A 14,490-nucleotide genomic window follows, 5' to 3' on the forward strand; every position below is an offset into this window, starting at 1 on the left:
TCACCTTTCGCAGGTCGGCGCACCACGCGTGCGCCGACCGCGTGTTTGAGGCGGCGGAACCCGTCGCGTGGTCAGCTGCGATGACGTCCGACCACCTGCACCGCTCCGCCTTGCACGCCCTTCGCTCCCTGCACGATCTCCGCGTCCGCACGGGCGGGGCTCTCGGCATCGACGACCCGGCCGGCCACCCAGGCGGGTAGATCGAGCTGGTCGCATCGGGCGAGTACGGCGGCGGCGTCGCTCTCAGGCACGATCGCGACGAAGCCCACCCCGAGGTTGAGGGTTCGCTCGAGGTCGGCCGTGGGCACGTTGCCGACCTGCTGCACGACGTCGAACACGGCCGGCCTGGCCCAGGTGCCTCGATCGACCTCGGCGCGCACCCCGGCCGGGAGCACGCGCGCGAGGTTGGCGGCGAGCCCGCCTCCGGTGACGTGACTGAGGGCGTGCACGTCGATGCCCTCGGTGCGGACGAGCGCGAGAAGGTCCTTCGCGTAGACCCGGGTCGGGGTGAGCAGCTCTTCTCCGAGCGTGCGGCCGAACTCCTCGACGTGCCGCTCGTAACCCCAGCCCGCCCGTGTGAAGACCGCGCGGACCAGCGAGTAACCGTTGGAGTGCAGACCACTCGAGGCGAGCGCGACGACGACGTCCCCGGCCTGCACCCGATCGGGCGAAAGCACCTCGTCGTACTCGACGACCCCGGTGGCGGCGCCGGCACAGTCGTACTCGGTCTCGCCGAGCAGGCCGGGATGCTCGGCGGTCTCGCCACCGACGAGTGCGACGCCCGCCTGAGCGCAGGCCGCGGCGATGCCCGACACGATCGCGGCGATGCGCTCGGGATCGACCTTGCCGCAGGCGATGTAGTCGGTCATGAACAGCGGTTCGGCGCCGCACACGACGATGTCGTCGACGACCATGCCGACAAGGTCGAACCCGATCGTGTCGTGCACGTCCATGGCCTGCGCGATCGCGACCTTGGTGCCGACGCCGTCGGTGCTCGTCGCGAGCACCGGCCGGCGCATGCCGCGCAGGGCCGACGCGTCGAACATGCCGGCGAACCCGCCGAGGCCACCGAGAACCTCCGGCCGCTGAGCACGGCGCACGGACTCCTTCATGAGCTCGACGGCCCGGTCACCCGCCTCGACGTCGACTCCGGCGGAGGCGTAGGTGACGGCGTCGTCGGTCATGACGCGTGCTCCTCATCGGTCGGGAGGTCGCCGGGCGTGGCGGTGGCCTCGGGGTGGGAAAGCGCCGGAGCGAGGGTGGTGCTCGGCCGGCACGGTCACCGACGAGGAGTCCGGGTTGCCGGGGAACAACGGTGTGGACTCCCCGGGCTCGAACACGAACGTGCCCAGCGTCGCGTCACCCGGCAGCTCCATGGGGTATTCGCCGGTGAAACAGGCGGTGCACAACCGTTCACGCGGCTGGTGGGTGGCCTCGATCATCCCGACCTCCGAGATGTACCCGAGGCTGTCGGCGCCGATGCTGCGGCAGATGTCGTCGACCTCGAGTCCGGTCGCGATGAGCTCGGCGCGGGAGGCGAAGTCGATGCCGAAGAAGCACGGCCACTTGACGGGCGGGGAGGAGATGCGCACGTGGACCTCGGCCGCCCCGGCCTCGCGGAGCATCCGCACGAGGGCGCGCTGGGTGTTGCCGCGCACGATCGAGTCGTCGACGACGACGAGCCGCTTGCCCTTGATGACGTCGCGCAGCGGGTTGAGCTTGAGCCGGATGCCGAGCTGACGGATCGTCTGGCTCGGGGCGATGAACGTTCGGCCGACGTAGGCGTTCTTGACCAGGCCCTGCCCGTACGGGATGCCCGAGGCCTCGGCGTACCCGATGGCCGAGGGCACTCCGGACTCCGGCGTGGGCATGACGAGGTCGGCCTCGACGGGGTGCTCGCGAGCGAGGGTGCGGCCCATCTCGACGCGGGAGTCGTAGACGCCGCGGTCGTTGATCGTCGTGTCGGGCCGGGCGAGGTAGACGTACTCGAACACGCAGCCGCGGGGGCGGGCCTCGACGAATCGCCGAGTGCGCAGCCCGTTCTCGTCGATGGCGACGAGCTCGCCGGGCTCGACCTCACGGACATAGCTGGCGCCGACGATGTCGAGGGCGGCGGTCTCGCTCGCGACGACCCAACCGCGTTCGAGACGTCCGAGCACGAGCGGGCGGATGCCCTGCGGATCGCGCGCGGCGTAGAGCGTGTGCTCGTCCATGAACACGAAGCAGAACGCGCCCCGCACCGACGGGAACACCTCCAGGGCGCGAGCCTCGAGGGTCTCGCCCGTGCTCTGCGAGAGCAGGGCCGTGACGACGGCGGTGTCGCTCGTGTTGCCCCGGCTCAGCTCGCCACGGCGGGTGGACTCGTTCGAGCCGTCGAGCATCTCGCGCAGTTCGGGGGTGTTGACGAGGTTGCCGTTGTGCACGAGCGCGATCGTGTGGTCCTGGTCGCCGCCGAGCGTGGGCTGGGCGTTCTCCCACGTGCTGCCGCCGGTCGTGGAGTAACGCGTGTGGCCGATGGCGACGTGGCCGGTGAGCTGGGAGAGGCTCGTCTCGTCGAAGACCTGGCTGACGAGACCCATGTCCTTGTAGACCAGCACGCGTCGGCCGTCGCTCGCCGCGATTCCCGCGGACTCCTGGCCGCGGTGCTGCAGGGCGTACAGGCCGTAGTAGGTGAGTTTGGCGACCTCCTCGCCGGGGGCCCAGACACCGAAGACGCCGCACGCGTCCTGGGGGCCCGCCTCGCCGGGGAGGATGTCGTGGTTGAGCCGTCCGTCACCGCGTCGCACGCGGCTCAGTCTCCCACACGCGGATGAGGCGCTCACCGCCGTGAGAGCAGGGCGTCGACGACGACGCCGACGAGGCCACCGGCGAGCCCGCCGACGAGGGCTCCGAAGGCCGCGATGAAGAGGATCGAGGTACGGGCGCCGTAGACCACGCCACCGTGCGACGCGTCGGGCGCGAGCAGGTGGGCGAGACCACCGAGGACGAAGCCGAGAACGACCCCGAGGCCGATGAACGCGGCCCAGTTGACGGAGAGACCGCCGCGCGACGGGCCGCTTGCTCGACCTCCCGGCTCGGAGGTGGATCGACTCGGTGAATCAGTGCTGCCCATGCGCCTCACGGTAGACGAACCCTCCGACGACCCCACGGGCGCCGTCGGGCGTGGGATCGGCGTCACCCGGCGCGCTCGGCGTCCGGTCGGGTCGTGAGCGGGAGGTGCGCCTCCAGTGCGGCCCGTTCGCCACCGGCGCGCACCGATCCCGAGGCGAGCGCCTCCTCCCAGGTGAGGTCACCGACGACGAGGCCGAGCCACGTCGGCGCATCGGTCTCGACGACCGCCGGCGGGGTGCCGCGCCGGTGGCGGGGCCCCTCGATGCACTGGACGACGCCGAACGGCGGCACGCGAACCTCGACCGAGTGTCCGGGAGCCCGTTCGGCCAGCTCTTCGAGGGTGTACCGCACGGCGGTCGCGCGCACGGCACGTGGCGCCTCGGCGTCGGCACACCAGGCCTCGAGTGCGGCGCGACCGTCGGCGGGGCGGATGCGTCTGGGCATGGCGTCATCCTCCCCCACGACCGTGCCGGTACCGTGCGCGGATGGCCGAGTTCATCCGCGACGAGTACGGGGTGAGCGTGCTCGTCGACGGTCATCCGCAGTCGCACGTCCCCGACGACCCGGCGTTCCTCGTGTTGGAGTACGTCGCGCACCTCGCGGCGTGCCTCGACCTGCTGTTGCCGCCCCCACCGCAGCGGATTGCCGTCACCCACGTCGGCGGTGCCGGGCTGACACTGCCCCGGTACGTCGAACACGTGCGCCCCGGCTCACCGCAGATCGTGCTCGAGCCCGACACCGCGCTCACCGAGGCCGTGCGGCGGGAGGCGCCCCTGCCCCGCGGGCACCGCATCCGCGTGCGGGCCACCACGGGCGAGGCCGGGATCGCCGATCTCAAGTGCGGCAGCGCCGACGCCGTCGTCCTCGACGCGTTCGCCGGCGGCAGCGTGCCGGGTGGGGTGACGACGACGGATTTCCTCGCCCGGGCCGCTGGGGTGTTGCGCGCGGGCGGGGTGTTCCTCGCCAACCTCTCGGACGAGCCGGGGCTGCGTTACGTCGCTCGTGTCGCCGCGAGCGCGGGCCGCGCCGGGCTCCCCCACCGCGCGCTCGTGGCCACGCACGACGTGCTCAAGGGGCGCAGGCACGGCAACGTCGTGCTCGTGGCGAGTGCGTCCGAGTTCGATGTTCGGGAGCTGGAACGAGCCGTGCGGCGCCTGGCGTTCCCCACCGGCGTGCGCACCGACGTCGCCACCTGGGCCAGAGGCGCACGCCCTCTCACCGACGCGGACCCGATGCCCTCCCCGGCCGCACCCGACCCGGGGCGCTGGCGGGTGCGGTGATCAGCCCGCAAGGGGCAGCGCCCTCAGGGCGATCGGTGACGGATGGTCAGCTCTTCACGTCGTCGGCGCGGCCGTAGTACGAGCCCGCCCCGACACCCGAGGCCCTCCCCGGCCGCACCCGACCCGGGGCGCTGGCGGGTGCGGTGATCAGCCCGCAAGGGGCAGCGCCCTCAGGGCGATCGGTGACGGATGGTCAGCTCTTCACGTCGTCGGCGCGGCCGTAGTACGAGCCCGCCTCGACGTGACCGAGCATCGTCTCGTCGATCTCGTGGTGTGCCGGCGCGGGACGACGGGAGGGCTGGGCCACGTCGAGCGGCACGTCGGATTCCCCGGCGCCCCAGTGCTCGGGCATGTCGTCCCAGTCGGTGCCCAGGTCGTCGTCGAGGTTCTGGGCGTCGCCCGCCTCGCGCACCGAGACGATCTCGTCGACGCCCGGCGTGATCATCGACTTCTCGGCGAGTTGACGCACGAGAGCGAGGACCTCGTCGGTCACCTCCCCCTCGACCGCGACGACGAACCGCTTGCCCTGGCGAACCCCGAGAACCTGTGGGAACGACGAGGCCGCCACCTCGGCGGTGACGGCGCGACCCAGCGGGTCGAGCTCGGTGGACTTGGGCATGACATCGACGACGACGTTTCCCACGACGATCCCCTCACTTCGACGGACGACACGAGACCGACCGGTGACCGGCTCATCCAGCCTATCGGCCGGCTGCGCGTCGATCAGCGGAAGCGCTCGCCGGTGATGGCCTCGTAGGCAGCCACGTAGGTCGCCCGCGTGGCCTCGACGATGTCGGCCGGCAGCGGGGGCGGCGCGTCGCCGGAGTGGCGGTCCCAGCCCGACTCGGAGGCGAGCCAGTCGCGCACGTACTGCTTGTCGTAGGACTTCTGCGGGCGCCCCACCTCGTACTCCTCCGCGCGCCAGAAGCGGGAGGAGTCAGGGGTGAGTACCTCGTCGGCGAGCACGAGCTCGCCGTCCGCGACGCCGAACTCCACCTTGGTGTCGGCGATGAGGATGCCGCGGGCGGCGGCGATCTCGTTGCCGTGCCGCAGGATCGAGGTCGTCATGTCCGCGACCTTCGCCGCCAGCTCGGCGCCGATCTCTGCCTCGACCTGCGCGTACGTCATCGGCTGGTCGTGCTCTCCGACCGGTGCCTTGGTCGTGGGCGTGAAGATCGTCTCGGGCAGCCGGGATGCCTCGGTGAGCCCCTCGGGCAGCGGGACGCCGCACACCGAGGAGGTCTCGCGGTACTCGGCGAGGCCGCTGCCCGTGAGGTAGGCACGACCGATGCATTCGACGGGGAGCATCGGCAGGCGTCGCACGAGGATCGCGCGTCCCTCGACCTCGGCGGGCACGTCGGTCGACACGACGTGGTTGGGCACGAGCGAGGCGAACTGCTCGAACCACCACAGCGAGAGCTGGGTGAGCACCCGGCCCTTGTCGGGGATGACGGAGTCGAGCACGAAGTCGTAGGCCGAGATGCGGTCGCTCGCCACGAGGAGCAACACGTCGTCCCGCGGCGCGCCGTCGGAGTCGAGCGGGGCGTAGAGCTCGCGCACCTTGCCGGAGTAGACCCGCGCGTAGCCGGGCAGGTCGAGGGCGTCGTCGTAGGTGTCGGGGCGGCCGATCATGCGTCGTCCTTTCCGGGCAGCGCGACGCGGTGCTGCGCCGCTGCCAGACCGATGTCGGTGCGGTGCTGCGAGCCGGGGATGTCGACGGCGGCGACGGCGGCGTAGGCGCGCTGTCGGGCGTCCTCGAGGCGAGGGCCGGTCGCCACGACCGAGAGCACCCGGCCGCCGGAGGTCACCAGCCCGTCGTGGGCCTCGTGCGTTCCGGCGTGGAGGATCTCGGCCTCCCCCACCTCGCCGATGGTGATCGGGTCACCCTTGCGAGGCGCCTCGGGGTAGCCGCGGGCGGCGACGACGACGGTGACCGCGTGATCGTCGGACCACTCGAGCGGCTCGGCCCGAGCGAGCTCGCCGAGGGCGGCGGCGTGCAGCACCCGACCGAGCCCCGACTTCAGTCGTGCGAGGACGACCTGGGTCTCCGGGTCGCCGAACCTCGCGTTGAACTCGACGACGCGCAACCCGCGGCTCGTGAGCGCGAGCCCGACGTAAAGCACCCCGGCGAACGGGATCCCGCGCCGGCGCATCTCGTCGACTGTCGGCTGGGCGATCGTCGTGACGACCTCGTCGACGAGATCGGCCGGAGCCCAGTCCAGCGGCGAGTACGCGCCCATGCCACCGGTGTTCGGACCACGGCCCCCGTCCTCGAGCCGCTTGAAGTCCTGTGCGGGTGCCAGCGGAACCACGGTCTCGCCGTCGGTGAGGCAGAACACCGAGATCTCCGGGCCGTCGAGGAACTCCTCGATGACGACCCGCGCCTCGTCCTCCCCGGGAGTCTTGTGCCGTTCGAGGCACTGCACGGCGTGCGCGAGGGCGCGGGTGCGTTCCTCGGTGACGACGACTCCCTTACCCGCCGCGAGCCCGTCGTCCTTGACGACGAACGGCGCGCCGAACTCGTCGAAGGCGTCCATGACCTGGTCCACCCGGGTGCACACGCGGGAGGCGGCGGTGGGCACCCCGGCGGCCTCCATGACGCCTTTGGCGAAGGCCTTGCTGCCTTCGAGCCGGGCCGCGCGGGCCGTCGGGCCGAAGCAGGGGATGCCGCGGGCGGTGACGGCGTCGGTCACCCCGGCGACCAGCGGCGCCTCGGGACCGACGACGACGAGGTCGACACCACGCTCGGCGGCGAGCGACGCGACCGCCTCGGGGTCGAGACCGCCGCCCTCGACGTCCACACACGTGGCCACCTCGGCGATTCCGGGATTGCCGGGTGCGGCCAGCACCTCCTCCACCGCGGGGTCACGCGAGAGCGCGAGGGCGAGGGCGTGTTCACGGGCACCGCTACCGATGACGAGGACCTTCACGCGCCCCAGCCTAAGTGCTCGACGACCTACCCCGGTCTCGCTTCCCCGCCTCCGACCGTGCGATGCCTCTCCGCCGGTGCCGCAGCGGTGACGGCGCCGAACCTATGAACGATGAGACACGGTTCGACGAGCACCTGACGGCGGCCAGCGCCCCCCTCGTGCACGCCGAGGGCGACCGACCGACGCCCGCGCACCCACGCTGGGAGCCGCCTCGATATCGTGGCTCCTTGCGCGGATCCCTCTGTGCGCGTACCTGACTCGCACCCGGGCCTCGCGCCCCCGCCGACGACGCCGCGACCCGAGGAGGAGGACATGAGCGAGAACGCCGAACTCTCGGCCGCGGCTGTCGACCGGCGCGAGACGCTCGCCTACCGCGACGCCATCGGCACACTGCCCCTCAACGACCGCCTCGACCGGCAGGCCACCCGTATGTACATGCTCGCGGTGCGCAGCCCCAACCTCACGCGTCTGCAGATGATCGCCGCGGGCATCCCGGCCGACACGATCGAGCCGGCGGTGAAGTTCCTCACCCGCAACGGACTCCTTCGCCCCAGCGGGCAGGACACGTGGGAGGCGATCCCGCCCGAGCTGGCCCTACCGTCGCTCGCGACGAGCTACGAGGCCCGCGCGACCTACCTGCGGGACGCCGCCGACGACCTCACGCACTTCTACCACAGCAGTCGGCTGCCCACGGAGGAGCCGACGCACGGGGTGACCGTGCTGCGCAGCACCGACGAGCTGAGGGCTGCGGTGCAGGTGGTCTCGGGGGCCGCGACCAAGGAGATCTGGGCCGCCTACGACGACTCCCCTCGGGCCGCCCATCTTTTCGGCAACGACCTCGACTGGCACCGCGAGCGCCTCATCACCCGCAGCGGCACCCCACTGCGACGGCGCACGACGTTCGACAGCCGCCTCTTGCAACACCCACGCGCCGGCGACGTGCTGCTCGCGCGCGTCGAGAGCGGAGAGGAGAACCGCTTCCTCAGCGGGCTGCCGTTCTCGGTGATCGTCGCCGACGACTCCTGCGCCGTCGTCGACCTCAGCTCGTACGACACCTCGGGCGCCGGCTCCCTGCTCGTGCAGGACCTGCGCATGGTGCTCGCGCTGCGCCGGCTGTGCGAGACGTGGTGGCAGCTCGCGACGCCGATGGCGTGGGAGAGCCTCGGCGAGCTCGATCGTGACAGCGCGTTCATCCTCTCCATGCTCGCCGGCGGAGCCACCGACGCGACGATGGCGGCCCAGACCGGGCTCTCCCAGCGCACCATCGAACGACGGGTGCGGGTGCTGATGAACCGGCTCGGGGCGACCACGCGATTCCAGGCCGGGGTGCTCGCGGTTCGCCGCGGGTGGATCTGAGCGCCGCGCGCTCACTGGCGTCTTCTCGCCGGTGGCCGTGATGCGTTCGTGCGCCCGGGCCGCGACCAGGGTGGTCATGGGTGGCGTGCCGACGCCCGTAGACTAGAGGGCTCGCGCCTACGGTCACGGGGCGCGCGACCTCTGGCGAGCGGGATGGGCGATTCGTGAGCGATGAAGTCATGACGGACGAGCGGGAGCACGGCCAGGCCGACGCGGGCGACGTCCTCGCCCGCGAACTCGCGCACGAACAGGCCCACGTCGACCGCGTCTACGACGAGCTGCGCAAGGCCGGAGAACGGGCGGCGCTCGTCGAGGCCGAGGGCCTGGCCCGCGGCCGCACCGACCGCACCGGCGACATCCGTGACGAGGAGATGTCGGGACTCTTCGCCCGCGACGCCCTCGTGTTCCGCGCGGGTCAGCGCCGCCACGATCTCGAGCGTCAGCACGAGGGGCTCGTCTTCGGCCGGCTCGACCTCGAGGACTCCCACGGCCGGGAGGTGCGTTACGTCGGCCGGCTCGGCGTGCGCGACGACGACTACGAGCCGCTCGTCATCGACTGGCGCGCGCCCGCCGCCTCCGCGTTCTACCGGGCGACCCCCGTCGACCCGCAGAACGTCCTGCGCCGACGCGTCCTGCGTTGCCGCGGCGACCGGGTCGTCGGCGCCGAGGACGACCTCATGGTCAACGACGCGCCCGACGACCTCGTCGTCCTCGGTGAGGGGGCGCTCATGGCGGCGCTCGGCCGCAGCCGCAGTGCACGCATGCGCGACATCGTCGCGACGATCCAGGCACACCAGGACGAGGCGATCCGCGCGCCCGCCCGTGGCGTCACCGAGATCACCGGCGGCCCGGGCACGGGTAAGACCGTCGTCGCTCTCCACCGTGCCGCCTACCTGCTCTACAGCGACCGGCGTCGGTTCGAGGGCGGCGGGGTGCTCGTCGTCGGCCCGTCGGCCGCGTACACCGCGTACATCGAGCGGGTGCTGCCCTCACTCGGTGAGGAGTCGGTGTCGCTGCGCGCGCTCGGCGACGTCGTCGAGGCCTGCACCGCGGGACGGGTCGATCCGCCGGCAGCGGCCGCGGTCAAGGGGTCGCTGCGGGTCCGGCGCGTGCTCGCCCGGGCCTCCCGCGACACGATCCCCGGCGCACCGCGGACCCTGCGGGCGATGGTCGCGGGACGCCCGGTCAGGCTGGAGTCCCGGCGTCTCGACCGCGTGCGTGCGCAGGTGCTGCGGCGCCACCACCGCAACTCCTCGCAGGACGCGATGACGATGGCCCTGGCCGCCGACGCCTGGTCGCAGGTGCGGCGCCCCGAGGACGGCGACACCGATCGCGAGGAGTTCATCGCGACCTTCGTAGACCATCGCGACGTCGAGGCGTTCCTCCACGAGTGGTGGCGGCCGGTCGACCCACGCGAGGTGCTGCTGTGGCTCGCCGACTCCGATCGCACCCGCCGGTACGCGCGCGGCGTGCTCACGCTCGACGAGGCCGAGGTCCTCGCCGAGTCGCTGCGGACGACCCTCGACACGGGCACGTGGTCGGTCGCCGACGTGGCCCTCGTCGACGATCTCGATGCCCGCCTCGGCGAGGTCAAGGAGGTGCCCGTCGAACGGGGCTTCTTCGAGATCGAGGAGCTCGACGAACTCGAGGCCCAGCGCTCGCTGCGCATCGGGGTGCCCGAACGCGACGTCCCCACGCACACGGCTCTCGCGCCGACGCGTCGGGTGTCCCACGGTGACGCCCGCGACCTGCTGCTTCGTGGCCACGTCGATCCGCCGAGCGAGTATGCACACGTGCTCGTCGACGAGGCCCAGGACGTCTCGCCGATGCAGTGGCGCATGCTGGCGCGCCGGGGCCGGTGGGCGAGTTGGACCGTGGTCGGCGACCTCGCGCAGGCCTCGTGGGAGGACCACGCGGAGGCCGCCGAGGCGCGAGAGGCGGCCTTCGGCACCGCCCCGCGGCGCTCGTTCCACATGAGCACGAACTACCGCAACGCGCGCGAGGTCTTCGAGTACGCCGAGAAGGTCATCCGCGAGCACGTCCCGGACGCGGACATTCCCGACGCCGTGCGCGAGACCGGCGTCGAGCCCGTCGACCGCACGGTGCCGGCGGCCGAGCTGGCCGCGGCGGTGCGGGAGTCGGTCGATGCCCTCGCGAGCGAGGTCGACGGGAGCATCGCGGTCATCGCCCCCGCACGCTGGGCCGGCGAGATGGCGGCGCTGGTGACGGAGATGGCGGGCGGCGAGGGCGTCGGCGACCGGCTCGTCCTCGTCGATCCGTTGTCGACCAAGGGCCTGGAGTACGACGCGACCGTCGTCGTCGACCCCGACGAGATCGTCGCGGAGTCTCCCGGCGGCGTCCGAGTGCTCTACGTCGTGCTCACCCGGGCCGCCCACCGCATGCACGTCCTGCGCCCGGCCTGATCCACGCGCCGAGACAGCCGCCGTTTCCCGCCCGCATCGGGGTCCGACCTGGCTCGCAGTGCCGGTGAGGGCGGAAACGGCGGCTGTCTCGGCGGAGTCGGTCAGGGGGTGATGAGGCTGCGGACCTTCTCCGGCTCCAGGCAGAGCAGGAGGGTGGGGAGCCGGGGGCCGGTGTCCTTACCGACGAGCAGTCGGTAGAGCAGGGCGAACAGCTCGCGCTGGGCGGCCTTGACCTCCGGCGGGAGCTTCTTCTCCCCCACCTCGAACCCGGCCTGCAGCTTGGGCACGCCGTAGACGAGGGTCGTGAGTCCGTCGAGCGACCAGTCGTCGGTGAGCCGCTGCGAGAGCATCTCCAACGCCTCGCGCCGGTGCGGCTCGAGGGAGGCCAGGAGCTCGAGGTCCGGGGTCTCGCGCACGCGGGTGCGGTCCTCCTCCGGCATCTGGGTGCGGACCCATGTGGCGGCGCAGTCGAGGCGCGGACGGAGCTGGTCGAGGTGGGTGAGCTCGACGTCGTCTCCGACCATGCCGGAGACGATGCGCAGTGTCTGGTCGGGATCGCCGCCGGTGATGTCGGCGACCGAGGCGAGCGCGCGGTACGGCACCGGCACCGGGGTGCTCGGCAGCTCGCCGGCCGCCGTACCGATGGCGCGGGCGTGCATCGCGAGATCACCGGGCTGCGCCGCGGAGGTGCGCACCTTGCGTCCAAGCGCGTCCCACTCGTCGTAGAGCCGCTGGATCTCGGCGTCGAACGCCACGGAGAACGACTGGTTGGGGCGGCGGCGGGTGTACAACCACCGCAGCACCGCCGGTTCCATGATGCGCATCGCGTCGGCCGGGGTGGGCACCCCACCGCGGGAGGAGCTCATCTTGGCCTGGCCCGCGATGCCGACGAACGCGTACATCGGACCGATCGGCTGGTGGCCGCCGAAGATCGGGCCGACGAGCTGCCCACCGACGACGTAGGACGACCCCGGCGACTGGTGGTCGACACCGGAGGGCTCGAAGTCGACGCCCTCGTAGGCCCAACGCATCGGCCAGTCGACCTTCCACACGAGCTTGCCGTGGAAGTCGGAGTCGAGGCGCATCGTCTCGGTGACCTGCTCGCCGTTCGGGCCGGTGGCAATGTAGGTGAGCTCGGTGGTCTCGTCGTCGTAGGACACGACGCGTGTCGCGTCGGTGCCGAACGCCTTGCTGTACGGCTTGTACGGGAAGTAGCCGGCCGCGCTGCCGCCGTCCTCCTCGCTCGCGGCGCCGCTGCCCTCGGCCGCAGCGGCCTGGGCCTCGGTGTCGTCGGCACCCTCGGAGCCCTCGGCGACCCGAGCCGCGTCACCGGCGTCGGGCGCATCGACCTTGGTGCGGTACTGCGCGAGCACGTCGTCGATCTCGTGACGCCTGTCCATCGCGTGCAGCACCTGGTCGCGGTAGGCGCCCGAGGTGTACTGCGCGGTCTGGCCGATCCCGCGGAACTCCACACCCATCCGCGCGAGCGACTCGGTCATCGCGGCCTTGAAGTGCTCCGCCCAGTTGGGCTGCTCGCTACCCCGCGGCGCGGGGACCGAGGTCAGCGGCTTGCCGATGTGCTGCGCCCACGAGTCGTCGATGCCCTCGACCCCGGCGGGCACCTTGCGGAACCGGTCGTAGTCGTCCCAGCTGACGATGTGCTCGACCGCGATGCCGCGGCGGGCGATCTCGTCGGCGACCAGGTGCGGCACCATGACCTCGCGCAGGTTGCCGAGGTGGATCGGGCCGGAGGGCGAGAGCCCGGACGCACAGACGATCGTGCGGTCGGGATCGCGGCCGTGGGCGGTCTCGATGACCTCGTCGGCGAGGCGCGCCACCCAGTCGACCTCGGCCTGCTTCTCCTTCTTGCCGCGGCCACGCCGGGGTGCGCGGTCGGGAGCGGAGTGCTGCGGGGCGGTGTCGGTCATGGATGTCCTTGCAGGTTGCGGTGGTTCAGTCGTCGAGGAGGGGGTGACGCTGGATGATCTCGTCGCGGCCCGGCCCGACGCCGATCACCGAGATGCGGGCGCCGACGAGCTCCTCCAGACGCAGCACGTAGCGCTGGGCGTTCTCGGGGAGATCCTCGAACTCACGTGCGCCGGTGATGTCCTCGCTCCAGCCGGGCAGCTCTTCGTAGACCGGCACGGCGTGGTGGACGTCGCTCTGGTTGGCCGGCATGTCGTCGAACCGGCGGCCGTTCACGTCGTACGCGACGCAGATCGGCAGCGTCTCGAAGCCGGTGAGCACGTCGAGCTTGGTGAGCACGTAGTCGGTGACGCCGTTGATGCGGGTGGCGTAGCGGCCGATGACTGTGTCGGCCCAGCCGCAGCGACGCGGGCGGCCTGTGGTGGTGCCGAACTCGAAGCCATTGGCGCGCAGCCGTTCTCCGTCGGCGTCGTGGAGCTCGGTGGGGAACGGGCCTTCACCGACGCGGGTGGTGTACGCCTTGAACACCGCGGCGACCCGGTCGATGAGCGTCGGGCCGATACCCGATCCCGTGCAGGCGCCCGCCGCGGTCGCGTTGGAGCTGGTGACGTAGGGATAGGTGCCGTGGTCGACGTCGAGCATCGTGGCCTGGCCCGCCTCGAACAGCACGGTCTTGCCGTCCTCGATCGCGCGCCACAGCTCGTAACCGGTGTCCTCGACCATGGGCTCCAGCCGGTCGCGGTAGGAGAGCAGCTCGGCGACGACCTCCTCGACCGCGACCGCGCGACGGTTGTAGATCTTGACGAGCAGGTGGTTCTTGACCTCGAGGGCCGCCTCGACCTTCTGCCGCAGGATCGACTCGTCGAACAGATCCTGCATGCGGATGCCGACGCGGTTCATCTTGTCGGCGTACGTCGGGCCGATGCCGCGTCCGGTCGTGCCGAGCCGGCGCTTGCCGAGGAACCGCTCGGTGACCTTGTCGAGCGTGCGGTTGTACGAGGGGATGACGTGCGCGTTGGCGCTGATGCGCAGCCGGCTGCAGTCGACCCCGCGGGCCGACAACGCCTCGAGCTCGTGGAACAGCACCTCGAGGTCGACGACGACGCCGTTGGCGATGACCGGGGTGACACCCGGGGTGAGGATGCCGCTGGGCAGCAGGTGCAGGGCGTACTTCTCGCCGCCGACGACGACGGTGTGCCCGGCGTTGTTGCCGCCGTTGAACTTGACGACGTAGTCGACGTCCTTGCCGAGCAGATCGGTCGCCTTGCCCTTGCCCTCGTCGCCCCACTGGGCTCCGACCAGCACGATCGCCGGCATCGTCGCCACCCACTTCCCGATTCTCGATGTGCGCGTTCGCCTCGTGCGACGAGCCCTGGCATCACGCCCGGGCCCGTACCCGACGAGCCTACCGCCTCCCGCCGACACGCCCACGAGGGCGAGAACCCAAGCCGCGCGCTCCGGTCG

The 14,490-nt window shown here is 71.8% G+C and carries 12 protein-coding genes; 3 read left to right on the forward strand and 9 right to left on the reverse strand.

Annotation, left to right across the window (positions count from 1 at the left end; all coding sequences use genetic code 11):
- Positions 1-71: 71 nt before the first annotated feature.
- The 4 genes from purM to BN1197_RS07450 all read right to left on the reverse strand — a co-directional run bounded on the left by purM (position 72) and on the right by BN1197_RS07450 (position 3,555).
- Positions 72-1,184, reverse strand: coding sequence for a phosphoribosylformylglycinamidine cyclo-ligase (gene purM / locus BN1197_RS07435; protein ID WP_040157774.1), 1,113 nt, complete (start codon positions 1,182-1,184; stop codon positions 72-74).
- Positions 1,185-1,196: 12 nt separating this feature from the next.
- Positions 1,197-2,786, reverse strand: coding sequence for an amidophosphoribosyltransferase (purF, locus tag BN1197_RS07440; protein ID WP_052466182.1), 1,590 nt, complete (start codon positions 2,784-2,786; stop codon positions 1,197-1,199).
- A gap of 32 nt (positions 2,787-2,818) precedes the next feature.
- Complete coding sequence (locus BN1197_RS07445) at positions 2,819-3,112, reverse strand: hypothetical protein (RefSeq protein ID WP_040157776.1); 294 nt, start codon at positions 3,110-3,112, stop codon at positions 2,819-2,821.
- A gap of 62 nt (positions 3,113-3,174) precedes the next feature.
- On the reverse strand, positions 3,175-3,555 hold the full coding sequence (locus BN1197_RS07450) for a sterol carrier family protein (protein WP_040157779.1): 381 nt from the start codon (positions 3,553-3,555) through the stop codon (positions 3,175-3,177).
- A gap of 41 nt (positions 3,556-3,596) precedes the next feature.
- Between BN1197_RS07450 and BN1197_RS07455 the strand changes: the two genes are divergently transcribed.
- A complete protein-coding gene (locus BN1197_RS07455) occupies positions 3,597-4,391 on the forward strand; it encodes a spermidine synthase (RefSeq protein WP_040157780.1) in 795 nt (264 codons plus the stop codon).
- A gap of 193 nt (positions 4,392-4,584) precedes the next feature.
- On the opposite strand, the gene BN1197_RS07460 is transcribed toward BN1197_RS07455, so the two are convergent.
- The 3 genes from BN1197_RS07460 to purD form a co-directional block, all read right to left on the reverse strand.
- Positions 4,585-5,034 (reverse strand): phosphoribosylformylglycinamidine synthase subunit PurS, encoded by a 450-nt coding sequence (locus BN1197_RS07460; protein ID WP_082043710.1) that lies wholly within the window; start codon positions 5,032-5,034, stop codon positions 4,585-4,587.
- Between the two features lie 80 nt (positions 5,035-5,114).
- Complete coding sequence (locus BN1197_RS07465) at positions 5,115-6,023, reverse strand: phosphoribosylaminoimidazolesuccinocarboxamide synthase (RefSeq protein WP_040157783.1); 909 nt, start codon at positions 6,021-6,023, stop codon at positions 5,115-5,117.
- Positions 6,020-7,321: a phosphoribosylamine--glycine ligase gene (purD, locus tag BN1197_RS07470; protein ID WP_040157787.1), complete on the reverse strand. Its 1,302-nt coding sequence runs from the start codon at positions 7,319-7,321 to the stop codon at positions 6,020-6,022. Before purD ends, BN1197_RS07465 begins: the two co-directional genes overlap by 4 nt.
- A gap of 312 nt (positions 7,322-7,633) precedes the next feature.
- On the opposite strand from purD, the gene BN1197_RS07475 reads away from it, so the two are divergent.
- Both BN1197_RS07475 and BN1197_RS07480 read left to right on the forward strand, forming a co-directional pair.
- The gene (locus BN1197_RS07475) at positions 7,634-8,677 is read left to right on the forward strand and encodes a helix-turn-helix transcriptional regulator (protein ID WP_052466184.1); all 1,044 of its coding nucleotides are present in this window, start codon (positions 7,634-7,636) and stop codon (positions 8,675-8,677) included.
- 179 nt (positions 8,678-8,856) lie between these two features.
- Positions 8,857-11,100 carry a HelD family protein gene (locus BN1197_RS07480; protein ID WP_040157790.1) on the forward strand — a complete coding sequence of 748 codons (2,244 nt, stop codon included), beginning with the start codon at positions 8,857-8,859 and terminating at the stop codon, positions 11,098-11,100.
- A 101-nt stretch (positions 11,101-11,201) separates the two neighbouring features.
- Here the strand turns inward: BN1197_RS07480 and BN1197_RS07485 are convergent, their stop codons facing one another.
- Both BN1197_RS07485 and BN1197_RS07490 read right to left on the reverse strand, forming a co-directional pair.
- Complete coding sequence (locus BN1197_RS07485) at positions 11,202-13,028, reverse strand: lysine--tRNA ligase (protein ID WP_040157792.1); 1,827 nt, start codon at positions 13,026-13,028, stop codon at positions 11,202-11,204.
- 25 nt (positions 13,029-13,053) lie between these two features.
- The gene (locus BN1197_RS07490) at positions 13,054-14,343 is read right to left on the reverse strand and encodes an adenylosuccinate synthase (protein ID WP_040158133.1); all 1,290 of its coding nucleotides are present in this window, start codon (positions 14,341-14,343) and stop codon (positions 13,054-13,056) included.
- Between the last annotated feature and the right edge of the window lie 147 nt (positions 14,344-14,490).

This window comes from Mobilicoccus massiliensis, from assembly GCF_000826525.2.
GTDB classification, from domain to species: Bacteria; Actinomycetota; Actinomycetes; order Actinomycetales; family Dermatophilaceae; genus Mobilicoccus; species Mobilicoccus massiliensis.